The 17,854-nt window shown below is 33.4% G+C and carries 16 protein-coding genes; all 16 read right to left on the bottom strand.

All coding sequences use genetic code 11. From position 1 onward, the window contains the following. Positions 1–8 precede the first annotated feature (8 nt). The 16 genes from E0F98_RS12610 to E0F98_RS12535 all read right to left on the bottom strand — a co-directional run bounded on the left by E0F98_RS12610 (position 9) and on the right by E0F98_RS12535 (position 17,841). Positions 9–452: a hypothetical protein gene (locus tag E0F98_RS12610; protein WP_132112011.1), complete on the bottom strand. Its 444-nt coding sequence runs from the start codon at positions 450–452 to the stop codon at positions 9–11. A gap of 50 nt (positions 453–502) precedes the next feature. Beyond that, entirely contained in the window at positions 503–715 is a 213-nt protein-coding gene (locus E0F98_RS12605) for a hypothetical protein (protein WP_132112009.1), read from the bottom strand. Positions 716–939: 224 nt separating this feature from the next. Beyond that, entirely contained in the window at positions 940–1,134 is a 195-nt protein-coding gene (locus E0F98_RS12600) for a hypothetical protein (protein WP_132112007.1), read from the bottom strand. A gap of 61 nt (positions 1,135–1,195) precedes the next feature. Next, positions 1,196–1,366, bottom strand: coding sequence for a Thivi_2564 family membrane protein (locus E0F98_RS16280; protein WP_317126202.1), 171 nt, complete (start codon positions 1,364–1,366; stop codon positions 1,196–1,198). Positions 1,367–1,848: 482 nt separating this feature from the next. Then, positions 1,849–2,286 (bottom strand): response regulator, encoded by a 438-nt coding sequence (locus E0F98_RS12590; protein WP_132112003.1) that lies wholly within the window; start codon positions 2,284–2,286, stop codon positions 1,849–1,851. Beyond that, positions 2,286–4,937: an ATP-binding protein gene (locus tag E0F98_RS12585; protein WP_132112001.1), complete on the bottom strand. Its 2,652-nt coding sequence runs from the start codon at positions 4,935–4,937 to the stop codon at positions 2,286–2,288. Before E0F98_RS12585 ends, E0F98_RS12590 begins: the two co-directional genes overlap by 1 nt. Before the next feature lie 14 nt (positions 4,938–4,951). Beyond that, on the bottom strand, positions 4,952–5,512 hold the full coding sequence (locus tag E0F98_RS12580; protein WP_132112130.1) for a helix-turn-helix domain-containing protein: 561 nt from the start codon (positions 5,510–5,512) through the stop codon (positions 4,952–4,954). A gap of 478 nt (positions 5,513–5,990) precedes the next feature. Then, positions 5,991–7,355, bottom strand: coding sequence for an NAD-dependent succinate-semialdehyde dehydrogenase (locus E0F98_RS12575; protein WP_132111999.1), 1,365 nt, complete (start codon positions 7,353–7,355; stop codon positions 5,991–5,993). A 460-nt stretch (positions 7,356–7,815) separates the two neighbouring features. Further along, positions 7,816–8,331, bottom strand: a complete 516-nt coding sequence (locus tag E0F98_RS12570) for a hypothetical protein (protein ID WP_132111997.1) — start codon at positions 8,329–8,331, stop codon at positions 7,816–7,818. Positions 8,332–8,333: 2 nt separating this feature from the next. Continuing rightward, the gene (locus E0F98_RS12565) at positions 8,334–9,014 is read right to left on the bottom strand and encodes a peptidoglycan DD-metalloendopeptidase family protein (protein WP_132111995.1); all 681 of its coding nucleotides are present in this window, start codon (positions 9,012–9,014) and stop codon (positions 8,334–8,336) included. Positions 9,015–9,110: 96 nt separating this feature from the next. Beyond that, positions 9,111–9,377, bottom strand: a complete 267-nt coding sequence (locus E0F98_RS12560; RefSeq protein ID WP_132111993.1) for a hypothetical protein — start codon at positions 9,375–9,377, stop codon at positions 9,111–9,113. A 68-nt stretch (positions 9,378–9,445) separates the two neighbouring features. Beyond that, entirely contained in the window at positions 9,446–11,854 is a 2,409-nt protein-coding gene (locus E0F98_RS12555) for an alpha-ketoacid dehydrogenase subunit alpha/beta (RefSeq protein WP_132111991.1), read from the bottom strand. A 186-nt stretch (positions 11,855–12,040) separates the two neighbouring features. Then, positions 12,041–14,788, bottom strand: coding sequence for a gluzincin family metallopeptidase (locus E0F98_RS12550; RefSeq protein WP_132112128.1), 2,748 nt, complete (start codon positions 14,786–14,788; stop codon positions 12,041–12,043). Positions 14,789–14,986: 198 nt separating this feature from the next. Beyond that, positions 14,987–15,715 carry an LOG family protein gene (locus E0F98_RS12545; protein WP_132111989.1) on the bottom strand — a complete coding sequence of 243 codons (729 nt, stop codon included), beginning with the start codon at positions 15,713–15,715 and terminating at the stop codon, positions 14,987–14,989. Positions 15,716–16,231: 516 nt separating this feature from the next. Beyond that, entirely contained in the window at positions 16,232–16,606 is a 375-nt protein-coding gene (locus tag E0F98_RS12540) for a DUF4258 domain-containing protein (protein WP_132111987.1), read from the bottom strand. A gap of 35 nt (positions 16,607–16,641) precedes the next feature. Beyond that, positions 16,642–17,841 carry an alanine dehydrogenase gene (locus E0F98_RS12535; protein ID WP_165929318.1) on the bottom strand — a complete coding sequence of 400 codons (1,200 nt, stop codon included), beginning with the start codon at positions 17,839–17,841 and terminating at the stop codon, positions 16,642–16,644. Positions 17,842–17,854: the final 13 nt, after the last annotated feature.

Below are 17,854 nucleotides of genomic sequence, written 5' to 3'. Positions count from 1 at the left end.
TAGAAACATTATAATCTGTTTGTAGTAAGAATTATTTCACTATCAGGATATTGAACTTGAGGATCTCTTTCGGCGGTTATAAAAATTTTCGTTGGCTTTACTGGGCTCACCGTTTCAAAAGTTGCTTTTAGTTTTGATGATAAAAAATTGGAATCACTTTTTATTTGCCCAATATTTTTAACCATTGATTCTTCCGTTTCCATCCAAACAACATAAGCCTTTTTTGATGAATCAAGTCGGCTTACTTCTGCTAGATTATCTATTTTAATAGCAATTAGATAGTTCTTATTCTCATCCTTAGTTATTTTTACATCTCCACGAGCTGCAGGAACAATTGTCGAAGTTTGAAAAGTCACCTTTTTCGAACAAGAAGTAAACGACGCTGTTAAAACCAATACGAATAGGCCTAAAAACAGATTTCGTGTAATTCTATTTACAGTAATGTTTTTCATTTTTTTTGTTTTTATCTAGTAATTTGAATAGATCAAAATTATAAAAATAATTATTTCTTATCTTTTACCACAAGAACAACTCCACCTATTAGTAAAACGACACCAACAATGGGCGACCATTTCACGGGATGACTTTCTTGCTTGTTTATCTCTATCGGACCAATGTCAACAACCTTTTCTTTAGTCACGTAATTAAATCCTGTGTAAAAAACCATAATGGCTCCAATAACTACTAATAAGATTCCTATGTTTTTTGCGTTCATAATTTTTTAATGTTAAAAGTTGATAGTTACTATTTATAATCTATTCGATATGTGCTTTTTAATAATTTAAAAATCGGGTCTAAAAAAATAGAACCAACTGTATAATTGTATTTGTTGCAAATTTCGAATAGCAATCAAATCCCATTTGACTTAATTGTAATTAATGGGATTTTAAATTATTTTTTTGATTATTGCTGAAAGCGTAATTCAAATTTTTATCTGATTTAAGATTCATCCTTTGTAGTTCTAACTAAACTAATTCCAGAAGTAAAGAACACTAATCCCAGTATTCCATAAATAATTAGGCCTTTAATATCTTGATTACTACCTGAAGTACCAGAGAATAATACTGCAGTATATATTAGTGCGCCAATTCCAAGGGCTGTAAGTAATGCCCCAAAGATTCTTTTAAGATTCATAATTTTATTTTTTAAGATTTATAATTTTTACAGCTTACGTATTTTGATAGAATGTATTGAATTAAGAACTAAATAGCCCCAAAGAATTAAGTACCCATAGGATCGTAACAATTACAACTATTGAATTGAATACATTCTTTATTGTTGAATCCATGGGAACATAGGTGTTTATCAACCAAAGAATTGCTCCAGTAATAATTACAACAATCAGTATGCTGACTAATGATATCATAGTAATTTGTAAATGTATTGTATTCAAAGATAAAGATCTTATATACAGTATGTTTTACACAATTTGAAAGAAAAGTTTCATCATTCACACATTTCGATAAATACACTTCGTTTTAACAAAATAAAATACTAGTTGTCAGTAGACTTAAGGTTTATTTTGATTTTTCCTATTATTTTTAAATTTGGAAATAGCTGTATTTACAAAAGCGCCAAGCCTTTCAATTTGAAAGGCTTGGCGCTTTTATGTTGTTTTATGGGTCTTAAAATGAGAGTTTAAGACGATATACTTTTAGTACATCTCGCTTTAGCTTTTATAAACTCTTACACCGTAAATTCGGAAATTTTAAAATAATTATATTTTAAATAATTTGCGAATTTGCAGTCAATAAAGCTAGTACAAACTTGCCAACTTTAAATCTACCAAAGTAAATCGATGAACTTTCAGTCTATAGTGGTTTAGTTTAAAGTTGTACTATAATTCGTTTATGACATTCTGGACATATACCAATTTAATTCTTTTTCTATTTTTTCGAAATTGAAAAATGCAGTGATGGCTTTTTGAAGTCGTAAGAATGATGTTTCACTTTTTACCACATAATCAAATGCTTTATGGTGCATACAACTCACAGCTACCTCAATTTTATCTTGAGAAGACAACATAATAACCGGAATATCAGCATTGAATTGCTTAATTTGATCTAGAGTTTGAATACCATTCATTGCATTCTTATCTATTCCATCAAGTTGGTAATCAAGAATAATTACATCTGGCTTTTTGTCTAAATTTGCGATGCAAAGTTCCCCAGTTGCAAATGTTTCTACGATATAATCTGTATGATGAATAAATTCGATTTCTAAGGACTTTAGAAAAACGGCATCATCATCTACTAAAAAAACTTTTATTTTTGCTTCGTTTTCCATCAGTTTTTGTTTTTTATATAATTAAATTCTATTTCTAGTTCTTCACACGCTTGATTGCAAATAGTTGATAGTTGCAAGACTAAATTATCAATTTCTTCTTTTTGATTGTCTAAATCACCAGAGTAGCTCTGGATTTTTTTTGCCATTTCCTCATATTCTGGACTGATACCCATTATTGAAAAGGAGGGAACCATCTTATGTGCCGAAGCACGAAGTAATGCCCAATCTTTGTTTACAAGGCTTTCTTTCATTGCAGTAACTAGTGGCGGCGTTTGCTGTAAATAAGCAGCAATCATTTCCATCATTAGTTTAGGATTTGATTTAGTTCGAGATTCTAAATAACTCAAATCAACATACTTTTGAGTTTTAGGCATTGTAATTTGTTTAATTTCTTTTTCTTTTTTCGACGTATATTTTCTCACGATGCTTACTATTTTACTGTATAGTAATCGTTCATCGACTGGTTTTGCAATGTAATCGTTCATTCCCACCGCCTTACATTTAGCTAAATCTACCGTAGTAACATCAGCGGTTAATGCAATAATTGGGATGTCAGAATTCATTGTTTTTCTAATGTATTCAGTAGCTTCAAATCCATTCATCTCGGGCATTTGAAGATCCATCAAAATTACGTCATAGGAATTGTTTTGTAGTTTATCGATCGCAATTTTTCCGTTTTCGGCTATATCACGTTCGAACCCAAAATCATCCAATAGGGTTTTCATCAGTAGCTGATTCAACGCAATATCTTCTACAACTAAAACTTTAATAATTTTTGGCTGTTTGTCTACCTCAAGTATTTCTGTTTCCAGTTCTGCCTCGGCATTTGTTTTTTCGAATTTCAATCTAAAACTAAAAGTAGTTCCTTCGTCCACAATACTTTCGACCTTAATACTACCACCTTGAGGTTCTACTAATTGTTTCACGATGGCCAGCCCTAGTCCGGTTCCGCCATAAATTCTGGAAGTACCACTTGAAGCTTGTTGAAAATTTTCGAAAATAGTTGTTAATTTTTCCTTTGGAATACCTATTCCAGTGTCACTAACAGCAAACTCTATTGTGACATTTTCAGTATCCTGATCAACTAAACGCACATTAACTGTTATTTTTCCTTTGGATGTAAATTTTACGGCATTACTAACCAAATTTAAAATGATTTGATGCAAACGTATCGGATCCCCGATTAGTACCGTAGGTATATTAGAATCATACTCTTTTATAAGCTGTAAATTTTTCTCTTGAATTTTTGTTTCGAATAAGTGAAGCATCGAAGCAATGGAAGCCTTCATTTTAAAAGGTGTTTTTTCAAAAGACATCTTGCCCGCATCTACTTTGGCTAGATCTAAAATGTCGTTTATAAGAACAATTAGCGCATCGCCACTCATTTTTATGGCATCGAGATATTCTTTTTGTTTCGTAGTCAAATCTGTTTTCAGAACTACCTTTGTAAAGCCTATGATGGCATTCATAGGTGTGCGAATTTCATGACTCATATTAGACAAAAATTGCTGTTTTGCTTTTACAGCATTTTCGGCAATTAAAGTAGCATTTTCAGCAATTCGTTTTTCCTCTTCAGCAATTCCAGTCGCAAGTTCTGCAAATACTTTTGCTTCTATTAGCTCGGTTTCAATCCTTTTTTGCTCGCTGGTATCTCTGGCAACAATCACGATTCCAAGTACTTTTCCTTGCGGATCTTTATAAACTGACCCATTAAATAAAACATCGGTAAGTTTTCCATCTACATGACGAATTGTTAATGGAGAATCAGCGACAGAGCCTGCAGCAAATACTTCTTTATATACCTCACGTGCCATTTTTGGTTCTGTAAAATATTCGAAAAAGTCAGAGCCTATTAATTTTTCGCGTTCTACGCCAGTAATTTTAACCGTGGCCTCATTCATGTCTGTAATCTTACCCTTTATATTTATTGTGATCAAGGGGTCTAAACTGGCCTCGATAAGACTTAGAGAGTAATTAGAAAGTAATTTTTGTGAAGAAGTAAATAGTTCTAATTCGTCATTTCTAATTTTTAAATTTTTAACAATAATAAAGACAAGTGTAAAAATTACAAATATTAGAATCAAAAGTAAAAAGAATAGTATTTCCGAGTATTGAGCACTATTTTCATTTTCTGATTTTTTAAGTTTAAGAGCAGTATATTCGTCAACATTAATTTTAAAAATGATGCTTTTAATACTATCAGTGATCACTTTACCGTCTTCAAGAATTGCGATTTTTTCATTTTCTGCTAAAAGGTCTACTTTTTTGTCATCGATAATTTTTTGCAATAAAAACAACTTCTTGGCAGTCATCATTTTTAAAGAATCTACCTGTATATTTTGCTCAGTGTTACTTTGAGTAAGTACTGACAAATCAGACAGGTTATTACTCATTGCCTTTACTGCCTTGTTGTAAGACTCAATATAAAGATCGTTTTCAGAGATTATATACCCTCTAACGCCGGTTTCAATATCTAGAATGTCTAAAAGAATATTATCGTTTTTACGCAAAACTTCGTGCGCGTGAACTGCAGAGTCACTAGTTGACTTTAATTTTAGGTTATTGTAGTAAAAAACACCCAATACAGCGACTAGGATAATCGCAACTAGGATATAATAAATTTGAAATCTTTTTTCTGAAATTAATCTCATAATGTATGTAGAACTTATTTACTATTAATTTTATTCCCAATTTCTTCAAGAGGCATTCTTCTTTTATCTTTCAAATTTTTGAAGTGGGAAGGAGAGAGTCCTGTTACTTTCTTAAACTGACTTGATAAATGAGCTACACTACTATATCCCATCTTCCATGCTATTTCAGTAATATTATGTTCACCATATATAATCAATTCCTTTACGCGCTCCGTTTTATGAGAAATTATAAAATGCTCGATGGTAGTTCCTTGCACTTCAGAAAATAAGTTAGACAAATAAGTGTAGTCATGACTTAGCTTCTCGCTTAAATAAATAGAAAAATTTACTTTGATCACTTCATTCGAATGGTGAACCATTTCGATAATAACATTTTTAATTTTTTCTATGAGCATCGACTTTTTATCATCCATCAACTCAAAACCTGCGCTTAACAGCCCTGCTTTAAGAAGTTCTCTTTGTGCCATAGTAATGTTTTCCATGACATCTACTTCTCCTAAATCGACAACAATAAAATGCAATCCAAGTTTTTTTAATTCCTCCTTAACTGCTAGTTTGCAGCGATTGCTGACCATGTATTTGATATATAGCTTCAAATTATTTTGTTTTTTAACTGAATGTGTAAAATTTGCACTTTTTTCTCAATTATGAATTACATAACTTTTAAATAAGTTGTATAATTCACAGATTTTATTCTTCTTTTTTAAAGAGACACAATGTAGAAAGAGATAAGAGTATCTGTTTTAAATATAGATTTTGGACTTAAGCTTTATTATTCAATATTGTTGTTTACTCTTTATAGACAAATGGGTTGCTACTAATTTTTAAATGCGAAAATATACTTTAAAAACCGTTAACAGTATTAAAAAAATACTACTAACGGTTTTTAGTCTTGTAATTGTATTATAAAGAAAAACTTAAGCTTTCACGATTATTTTTCCAGAATGATCACTTTAAAACAAACCCACTAAAGCGGTAGGTAACTGATCAGATTCTGGCTGATTGCTTATAGTTTTAACTATTTTTCTACTTGAATAAGTTACAATGCTCTAATTAGCTAACTCTTATTAGTTTTTTGTTTACAAACTCATCAATTCCAAGTTGAGATAATTCACGTCCATAGCCAGAATTTTTAGTTCCTCCAAATGGTAAGTCTGGTTGAGTAGAAGTAGGCTGATTTATGAAAACCATTCCGCTATCAATTTGATCTGCTAATTGTATTGCTCGTTTTATATCTTTTGTATAGATAGACCCTCCTAAGCCAAAAGGAGAATCGTTTGCAAGATCGATAGCTTCTTGTTCATTTTTGACCTTGTAAAAAGAGGCTACAGGTCCAAATAACTCTTCATAAAAAGTAGGGACTCCACGTTTTAGATTTGTTAAAATTGTAGGTTGCATAAATGCACCGGTATCAAACGCTCTTTTACCACCGACTAGAATTTTAGCACCTGCTTTTTCAAATCTTTTCACCTGATCTAATATGTTTATTAAAGCTTCTTCACTACTAAGTGGACCTACCTGCGTGTCTCGATCCATAGGATCTCCTACTTTAAGAGCAGCCACTTTTGCGACAAATTTTTCTAAAAATTCATCTGCTATAGCTTCCACAGCAATAAATCTTTTTGAAGCAACACAGCTTTGTCCGTTATTGTTCATTCTTCCTACAATTGCCATTTCGACTGCTGTGTCGATATCTGCATCTTCAAGTATTATAAAAGCATCACTACCTCCTAATTCAAGTACTGATTTTTTTAAATTTTTACCTGCAGCTGCAGCGATACTGGAACCGGCGCCCTCGCTACCTGTTAAGGACACTCCTTTAATTCTATCATCACTTATTAGTGCGCTACTTCGTTTTCCAGAAAGCATTAAATTAATATACAAACCTTCTGGAGCTTTTGCTTCTTTAAATAATTCTTCCATTGCGATAGCACATTGTGGAACTATCGAAGCGTGTTTTAATAAAATAGTATTTCCCACCATAATATTAGGAGCAGCAAATCGAACCACTTGATAAAAAGGAAAGTTCCAAGGCATGACACCAAATAGAACACCTATTGGGCTATTTCGAATAAAAGCTTCACCAGATTCAGGGTTTAGTTTTTTGTCCGCAAGAAAGTCGGCTGCGTTATCAGCATAATAATCCAGAATACTAGCACTTAAATCGATTTCTGATTCTGCTTGTGCAATCACTTTCCCCATTTCAAGGGTAATTAACTTAGCTAATTCACTTTTCTTTTTCCGCATTAGCTCAGCTACTTTATGCAAAATTTTCGCTCGATCACCGTAAGAAATTTTCTTCCATTCTTGAAAAACGGAATTCGATTTTTCAATAGCAGTTTCAAGTTGTTTGTCAGTCATTTCATCGAATGATTTTAAGACTTTGTTTGTGGCAGGATTTGTTGTTTGAATAGACATAGAATTATTTTTATTTAAATTAAAAATAGATTTAATCTTATTTACTTACTGAAAAAATATAATTAGTAACAAACACTGTGATTTGATTTTTATCTAAAAGACAGTTTCGATGATTACAATTCAGATAAAGTGTAGATTAAATTAAGATTCATAAATTTAAGAACAACTCTTGTCAACTCTTCGAAAATAAAAGTTAAAATAAAATTTTTCTACTATTAATTAGCTCAATATTTTTAAGAAATCATTATATATCGCTCAAATATTCAATGGATTATGTTTATTGTGAAAGATGAAGTTTTAAATATGGATAGTAATTGTGCGTGAAATTATCTCGTTATGAAATAGGAATTGAAGATGGTTTTTATAGTAAAGTGAATTGGAAATAAAAAATCCAAATAGAGAATGAATGAAGTCCTTTTTCTATTTGGATTACTATTGAAAACTGAGTTAGCTTGCGCAATTATTTGTCAGTATCTGTATCGGTATTTGTAAATAATTTTCTTTCGAAAGTATCTGACCAGTCCATCGATTTTATTGCTGACACTTGATTTTGATCGTTCATATAAACTCGAAGTTCTTTATTGGCCACAGGTTTTGTATAAAGAGCTTTGTAGCGAAAAATAGTTGTACGGGTTTCATTGTCTTTGTAAATCTCTGTTAACTTAAGATCCTTAAAGGGACCATAGAATCGTCTGAATTTAGCACAGGTTTTCGAAAGCTTTTCTAAAGTAATGTTGTTGATAACTGATCTCGTAGCTTCACTTTCATTAAAAGGCTTGAACTTAGAAGTGTTGCATGTCATTAAAATTCGTTTTCCTAAATCATACGCTTTCGCCTTTTGACCGGCGTCAACTCCTGTTATAGCAAGTTTCATGAATTTCGCTTCTTCTGGTTTGGTCTCAATAGGTTGGTCTACTTTTTTTGACTTACATCCAATAAGTACAATTAAGCTGAGTAGGAGAATAATTCTTTTCATTTTTAAGATGTTATTTTTAGTAATAAGTTAGGATCTGGGCAATTGTCTAAGTAAAAATCCAAATCACTTTTAGTGCAAACGCCAGGATAATCACCCAGATTTGTACCTATATTTTTTATAATTTGAAAATGCAAATGCGGAGAATAATCACCATTCACGGTTGAATTTCCCAATAGACCTATTTGCTGCCCTTTATTAATTACATTACCAATTGCAATGTTTTCTAGACTGTCTAACGACAAATGTCCGTATAAAGTATAGAAGAGATGATTTTCTACTTGGTGCTCAAGGATAATAGTGGGACCGTAATCACCAAAACCAGCATTGAAATTAAAGCTGTGAACGGTTCCGTCGAGAGCTGCCAAAATGGGTGTTCCGGCCTTAATCCATAGATCTAAACCTATATGCATGTTTCGCTCTTCTGTTTCTAAATCTTTAAACATACTACTACGTTTATAAAGGTTTCGTTCCTCATTGTAGCCTCCATAAGCAACTTTCGAATTATTTAAAGTCAAATAATTTTCAATGTAATTTTCGAATGTGGCCGCGTTAGCTAAAGATTCCTTAGTTAGATTTTGATTTGAAACCGATAAATCTAAAGGTATATATTGTTTTAAAGTAATAGAATCGGCAATTACTTTCGCATCTTGGATGTTTATTAAAATGGTTTCTAAACTTGTCATTTATTCCTTTTTTGTATTTTAATTTCAATTTAATAAAAAAAAGCCAACCGAACTAGTTCAGATTGGCTTTATGGTTATAAGAATTAAAAAATAGAATTATTTTTTAACTTCAACTTTTGCATCACCGCCAGAAACATTAATTTTCGTTTGGTTTTCGCCGTTTTTAGTGTTTACATCGATACCATCAGAACCAACACTTACCGATGTTCCATCAGGATTTTTTTCTTCAACTTCTGGTGCTGGAGCCTCATTTGTAACTTCAATTGTTTGGTTTGTGGTAGTGTCTGGAGTTTCTTCTTTTTCCTTACAAGAAACGATTGCCATAACTGATAAAACGCCTACTAACATTGATATTTTTTTCATTTTTATTGTATTTAAGTTTATAACTAATTAACTGACAATATACTGTTTTTTTTATTACAATACTTTTTTTAGTATAAACTTGGATATTTAGTTGGGTTTACCTCATTCATCATAGCGTACACTTTTTCGAAAATATCTTCAGCAGATGGTTTAGAGAAATAGTCACCATCAGTTCCGTATGACGGTCTGTGCGCTTTTGCTGTTAAGGTTTGCGGCTTACTGTCTAAATAGTTGTAACCGTCTTGTTGCTCAATAATTTGTTGTAAAATATAAGCTGAGGCTCCTCCTGGAACATCTTCATCAATTACCAAAAGTCGATTTGTTTTAGCTATACTTTTTACAAGGTCATGATTAATATCAAATGGAAGTAAAGATTGTACATCTATAATTTCGCAGTCAATACCTATTTCAAGAAGTTCTGTAGCGGCTTGTTCCACTAGTCTTAAGGTAGATCCATAAGAAACCAAAGTAATGTCAGCACCTTCTTTCATGGTTTCAACAACTCCAATAGGTGTCTTGAATTCTCCATAATTAAGTGGTTTTTTCTCTTTTAATCGATATCCGTTTAAACATTCGATAACTAAAGCCGGTTCATCACATTCTAAAAGCGAATTGTAAAAACCTGCCGCTTTTGTCATATCTCTTGGAACTAATACATGAATTCCTCTAATGGCGTTGATAATCATTCCCATAGGAGAACCGGAGTGCCAAATACCTTCTAAACGATGACCTCTGGTACGTATGATTAATGGTGCTTTTTGTTTTCCTACTGTTCTGTACTGCAAGGTTGCCAAATCATCACTCATGATTTGAATGGCATAAAGTAAATAATCTAAATATTGAATTTCGGCAATAGGACGTAAACCTCTTAATGCCATCCCGATACCTTGTCCTATTATAGAGGCTTCACGTATTCCTACATCGGCTACACGCAATTCTCCATATTTCTCTTGCATTCCTTCTAGACCTTGGTTTACATCACCAATGGCTCCAGCGTCTTCTCCAAAAATCAAAGTTTCAGGATATTTTGTGAATATTGCGTCAAAGTTATCACGTAGAATCATTCGGCCGTCTGTATCCTCTTTTGCATTTTCAGTATATTCTGGAAGAATCTCCTTTACTGAAAATACATTTAGATCAGAATCAGAATGCAAATGGCTGCTAAATTTTTCTTGCGTTTTTTTAGTGTAAGCAGTAATCCAGTTTGAAAGTTCGTTTTTTACATCTTCGTTGATTACAAGACGTAAAGATTTACGCGCTGCAATTAGAAGTTCCTTTCTAATAGGATCTTTTACACTGCTTAAACTCGTTGCATATTTTAATATCGCCTCTTTATGAGTACTAGAATCTGCAATTTCTTTCAATAAGGAAACTAATTCTTTTTGTTCTTCGACAATAGGTCCGATAAAAGCATTCCAAGCGGCTTTTTTTCCTTCTAGAACTTGTTTTTTAGCGTTTGCGTCTATTTCAGCTAATTCTTCCGGAGAAGCAATATTAATTGCAATCATCCATAATTTCATTTGTCTGATACAGTCAAAATCTCTTTCCCAAGCTAGTCTGTCAGCATCTTTATATCTTTCATGTGATCCAGAAGTCGAATGTCCTTGAGGCTGAGTAAGTTCATCTACATGTATTAGTACGGGAACATGTTGTTCGCGTGATAAAGTAGATGCTTTCTCATATGTAGCGATAAGTTCGGTATAATCCCATCCTTTTACTCTCAGTATTTCATATCCTTTTCCTGTAGCATCTCTTTGATATCCTTTTAAAATTTCCGAAATACTTTCTTTAGTAGTCTGATGTTTTGCATGAACTGAAATACCATATTCATCATCCCAAACACTGATTATTAAAGGTACTTGTAAAACTCCTGCTGCATTTATTGTTTCGAAAAACAATCCTTCAGAAGTACTTGCGTTTCCAATGGTTCCCCAGGCAATTTCGTTTCCTTCTACAGAGAAATTTGCTTTATTGGGAATTCCTTTTACTTGTCTGTATATTTTTGATGCTTGCGCTAATCCTAATAATCTAGGCATTTGTCCTGCGGTAGGAGAAATGTCAGCGCTAGAATTTTTTTGTTTTGTTAAGTCTTTCCAAGAACCATCCTCATTTAAACTATGAGTAGCAAAATGGCCTCCCATTTGTCTACCGGCAGACATAGGTTCTTGTTCTAAATTGGTATTGCCATAAAGCCCCGCAAAAAACTGTTCAACCGTCATTTGACCGATAGCCATCATAAATGTTTGGTCACGATAATATCCAGAGCGAAAGTCACCGTTTTTGAAAAATTTAGCCATCGCTAATTGAGGCACTTCCTTTCCATCGCCAAAAATTCCGAATTTTGCCTTTCCAGTCAAAACCTCCCTACGACCTAATAAACTACATTCTCTACTTATCATAGCGATTCTGTAATCGTTTAAGACTTCGGTTTTAAAATCGTCGAATGTCAGTGTTGTATTGGTTTTTTCTTTTATCATAATTAAAAGGTATCACTTAAGGAGACAAATTTACTCAAAAACAATCTATTATCATAATTCATTGAAAGAAATATAATTTAAGGATTGTCAATTAAATCACTTTAAATTTATTATAAAATTAGATATTCGTAATTAAATAAGTGAATTATAGAGAATAGTTTAATGCAATTATATTTTTTCTTTCGATTAAAACCATTTTCGATTAAATAAATTGATTAATATTTTTGGCGATAAAGTAATAACAAATCGAATTTTTTCATTGTAATTGCCTTGGCTAATTTCCCAGCCATTAGAAGAATAGAGTGGAAGGTACATTTCGAAGTAGTCAGGAACTAAATTTAATCGGATTCCACTATCATATACAAATTTCTCGTTTTGGGACTTATTTTTCAAGAATCCGACATCTCCGTAGGCTTCGATCCAATTCCAAATTGTATAACTTCCATTCACTGTTGTTATCCATTGATTAGCATAAGGAATGGAGAGTTTTGATTTAAAACCGCCTTCGGCAACAATATACTGTTGACTAAAAAAACCGCTGCTTTCAGATCGGCCATAATAGCCGTAATCAAATAAGTAATCTGTTGGCCGGTCTAATGCAAAACTAAAATAATCAGAATTAGTTTTGTTGTATAGAAAACTTCCAGCATAAAAACGCAAGCTTATTTGGCGGTTATTTTCGAAAAGCTTTCTATACTCGACTTCTGCGGCCATTTTTCCGAATTTACTTGCTAGTTGAAGATCAGATGAAAAGCTGAAATGCTTTGTGATTTCTGTCGTTGTGTTGAAGTATTTGGCATTAAATACTGAAAAGTTTTCTGTGGACTTGTCCGTAATTATTTTGCTTTTTTCTCTGTTCACAAATACTTGGCGCAATAAGATTAATTGTTTTTTGTTGTCTCGAAAGTCTTTTTCCCTGAATCGTAACTGCACCGTTGGATTAATTTTTAAATAAGCAGCATCTGGTGCGTAGTGAAAATAGGAACCAGAAAAAGAATAACGCACGTTATAAAGGGCACTGTTTCGATAATTTTGATTTACGACAACAGAACCAGATCCAGACAAAGTTTTGGCATTTGTGGAATAGGCTGGATTGACATCAAAAATAAAAGGTTTGTCTAAAATTGTTTTGTTATGTAAACGCAATCCTGGGATAAGGCCATCATATAAATTGTAGCCTAAGGTAGGTACGTATAAAACCTGATTGTAGTAAGGATCTTCTAAATCCTTCATAAAAACAAATTTAATGGGACGGTTGTTTGGGAAGAAAGGCTTTAGTGATTTCCAGTTGTTCCTTAAATTGTATTCAGGAACTTCATTTTTATAATTCAAAACAATCTTATCAGCATTTTGTCTTTCGAAAGAAAACACACTGTCTGCTACTTGAGGATCCAACCATTTTTTAAATACAATTTCACCTTTACTAATTCCATAAACAGGTACGGGAACAATTACTCCGGTTCTGTTTTTAAGACTGAAAGAAATACTGTCTTTGGTTTTTATGACGTCACCAAATTTAAAATCAATAATTTCCCGAGAATCAATAATTGTATTAAAAAACCAATTGATATTCTTGTCTGTATTGCTTTTTAAAATGGATTCAAAATCGTTTCTATATACTTGTTTCTCCTTGTTTTCTGTATAGAATTGACGAATACTATTCGTAACTACATCGTGTCCTAGAAACTTGTCCAAATACCTAAAGCTTAGTCCCGCACGGTATTTACTGGCGATTTGTTCATTGAATTTTATCAGTGAGTTTTTCGGGTCTCCTAGCGGTTGATCGAGGTTTTTTCTAGCCATCAACATATAGAAATAGCTGTATTGCTGGTTAAAATCTAGATTGGTGAGATTATAGCTTTTCAGCAGTAGAAAGGTAGAAGCGCTCCCTAGCATCTTGGTGTTTGGGTAATTCTCGTCAATATACTTCATCATAGCATATACCTGAATTCCATCATAAATCCAGCTGTCTTTCCTGCTGTCTAGTCGTAAACTGTTTTTCAAATAGGCATTTAAGTAGGTTTTTAAAAACTTAATCTCATAAGTAAATTCATCTGTAAAAGGACTGATAAACGAGGGCAGCTGATTTAATCCATAAAAAGGATTTCGTTCATAATCAGCCTGAGAAACAACAATTTTATCAAAGGGGTATTTCCCTATTAAACCATCGACATAATTAACAATGCAATCAATTGCATACGCTTGTTTCTTGACACCTACTTTATCCTCCTTTACGTTTGTTATTACTTCAAGATCATGAGATCTATAGCTATAAAAACTGGATTTGGGTTCGATAAAAAGACTGAAATTAGTTCTGTTTTTTCCTGATAATTTATAAATGGAATGATTTTCCTTTTCAATTGTTTCCGCGGTATTTAAATCAGTTGTCACTTCAAAGCCTTTTGGAACTTTTAAATTGATATCGATATCTGAGACGGCGTTTGCGATATCATCTAAGTTGGCATTACTGTATTTTGTAAAAGAATGGTTTTCATAGCGGGCAGGAGTGAGGTACCATGTTTTTAGATTCATACCGCCCGTTGCATTGTAACCAAATTTAGTAAAGGCATCACTTGGAATTTTTGCGGTATAGGTGAGTTGCAGTTTTATTTTTTGATTGGGGGCTAGTTTTTCTCTTAGTTTTACGCTAATAATATCAGGATTTTCATCAGTTCTTATCCAAGAAAGGAATAATTTATCGGCATCAATGATTGTTAAATTTTTAGTGCTACCGCGTTCGTCTTCTTTAGCTAAATGAAAACCGCGATAAAACTCGTCCGAAAATCGTCTCGCTAAAGGCGTATTCACATTAGCATAAGCATTGTTCCAATCGTTTAAAGTAACTGAAGTCAGAGTGTCATTAGACTCATTAAAAAAGGTTAGTTCCTGCTGTATATTCAAGGTTTTTTCCACAGTATTTACCTCAACAAACATTTGGGAATGGTGCTGGGCATACTGCTTTATTGATGTCAATAAAACTAAAATACAAAAGGTAATTTTATAAAATACTCTCAATTGTAAATTCAACTCGTTAGTAGTCTACAATATACACTTAATCCATTTACTTGGGTAAAAAAGAAATAATTTTTTTAGGACAAAAAAAAAAGCTGCTCCTCAGAACAGCTTTCGTTTTTAAAAATTTGGTTTCAAATTGTATTTTTTATAGAAATTATCTAAAACATGAACGACTTCGTCCTCGGTGTCAACAATTTTTATTAGGTTTAAATCTTCTGGGCTCACTGTCTTTTCTCTTTCGATTAACACTTTTTTGACCCAATCAATTAATCCAGACCAGAATTGAGTTCCGACTAATATAATCGGGAATTTTGCAATTTTCTTCGTCTGAATCAAAGTCATCGCTTCAAACAGCTCATCTAATGTTCCGAATCCGCCTGGCATGACCACAAATCCTTGGGAATATTTGACAAACATAACTTTTCTAACAAAGAAGTAATCAAAATTCAGGTTTTTGTCGGCGTCAATGTAAGGGTTGAAATGTTGTTCGAATGGCAATACAATATTCAATCCCACCGAAGTTCCTCCGCCTAGGTGTGCGCCTTTGTTACCCGCTTCCATAATACCAGGACCTCCACCAGTAATAACACCGTAACCGGCTTTACTGATTTTGAAAGCTATTTTTTCGGCAAGTAAATAATAAGGATCCTCGGGCTTTGTTCGCGCTGATCCAAAAATGGATACACAGGGACCTATACGTCCCATCGCCTCATAACCATTTACAAATTCGGCCATAATTTTAAAAATCGCCCAGCTGTCATTAGTCCTGATCTCATTCCAGTTCTTTTGCTTTAAGCGGTCTTGGATTATTTTATCCTCGTCATTGTCAAAATCTTCTAATCTCATAATGGTAATTTATTTTTAACTATTATTTTCTGGAGCTTTCTCCAGCTCCCGATGCTTCGGGACGCTTCTATCTTTTTAATTTTTTTAAAGATAAAAATTAAAAAGGATACCGCTTCTATCTGGTCTAGCAATCCGTGATACTAATGTAACTCTTTTTTCAAATATGTAAGTGAATAGTGGTTTTATTTTAATTAATTTCTCGAAGTTGTCGCCTGTACTGGATTTAGAAGCTAAAATGTTCAAAACGTAAATTCGCAAATTTATAAATAGTAATAATTTTTGAATTTGCGGTCAATATCCGTAATCGAGCGGTGTAGACTTGCAGTCTATAAGGGTTTGTTTATTGCTGTTTTTTTGATGTAATTCTGGACCGCGTGAGGGATTGAAGCAGTCCGCCACAGCGGAGCGTAAAGCCCGACAGCATATTTAAAAAGGGCTCCTTACCGCAAAGTAAGGAGCCCTTTTTAAAGATGGTGGCACGCCCAAATAATGAATCTGCCTTATTTTTTAAGCTGTCTATTTTTTGATAATATCTTCTAGAGTAGCTCTGTCTTCCCGGTTGCTTATTTTTAATATAATCTCTTGTCCTTTAGTTGTTTTACCTTCGATTACATAAAGTTTTGCTTTTCTAAACTCAGTGTTGCTATTATCAAAATCAACATCTCCAAATTCAAGTGTGTTTTTGATATCAGCGGTATCGATCCATTTTTCGGCTAGTATCTGAGTTGCTTTATCAGAATAGTGAAAAGGCTTTGTTCTCAAATCATTTAAAACTCTGGCATTTGGAAAATAATTACAGCGGGTATCTTTTCCGCTAAATATCATGGATACAAAAAAAAGACCTATAACTAATCCCACTAAATAGTAGGCAAAACGATGGAAGAATTTCATGAATTATTTTTTGTGCAAAGGTAGCGGAAGTTTACTTAAAACACAATTAAATTGATGTCGTTGTTAGGTAAATCAAACCAATCTCCCATGACTTTATTTGTCAAAATACCGTGGTAAAAATAAACGCCGTGTTTTAATCCGCTGTCGCATCGAATGGCGCTTTCAATGCCTCCATCGGCAGCAATTTGCATTAAAAAGGGCGAGATTATATTACTTATAGACAATGAAGCAGATTTTGGATAACGCGAAGGAATATTAGGAACACAATAATGAACGACATTACTTCTTATAAACGTTGGTTTTTCATGAGTGGTAACCTCTGAGGTTTCAAAGCAACCTCCAGTATCAATGCTGACATCGACGATTACCGCGCCGCTTTTCATGTGTTCGACCATAGTTTCTGTTACGATAACTGGACAGCGTTCTACGCCACTCATCGCGCCAATGGCGACATCACAACGTCTTAATGCTTTTAGTAAGGCTTTAGATTGTATGGTGGAGGTAAAAATACGTTGGTTCAGATTGTTTTGTAATCTTCGTAATTTAGTGATTGAATTATCAAAAACTTTTACACTTGCTCCTAATCCAAGGGCGGTTTTAGCGGCAAATTCTCCCACCGTTCCAGCGCCTAAAATAACGACATCTGTAGGTGGAACTCCGGTGATGTTCCCAAACAGTAATCCTTTTCCGAATTCGTTAGTAATCATCAGTTCTGCGGCAATTAAAATTGAAGCAGTGCCTGCAATTTCACTAGAAGATCTTACTGCCGGATAGCTATCGTCTTCATCTTTTATGTATTCGAAAGCTAAGGCGGTGATCTTTTTTTTGCTCAAAGCTTCAAAATAATTTTTCTTCATCGTTTTTAACTGAATCGATGAGATAAGAATAGTTTGATTGTTCATTAAGGCAATCTCAGCGAGGGTAGGAGGACCAACTTTTAAAACCATTGGACAACCAAAAACCTTGGCGGTATCTTGTGTCACCTCGGCACCAGCAGCACTATATTCCTTATCAGAATAACTAGAACTTTCACCCGCTCCTGATTCTATCATTACGCGATGTCCGTTGAAAGTTAATGAGTTAACAGCATCTGGAGTCAGGCAGATACGGCGTTCTTGATAGCTGGTTTCTTTTGGGATACCAATAAAAAGATCGCTTTTTCTTCGGCTTAGCTCGAGTTTTTCTTCCTGCGGTAACAACTGTTGTTTAGTGAAAGGAGTTATTGCTATTGACATTGATAAAGTGATT

Source organism: Flavobacterium hiemivividum (genome assembly GCF_004349145.1).
In the GTDB taxonomy this organism is placed as follows: Bacteria; Bacteroidota; Bacteroidia; order Flavobacteriales; family Flavobacteriaceae; genus Flavobacterium; species Flavobacterium hiemivividum.
The sequence above is the reverse complement of the archived record's forward strand: the minus strand, read 5'-3'. Positions and strand labels throughout refer to the sequence as shown.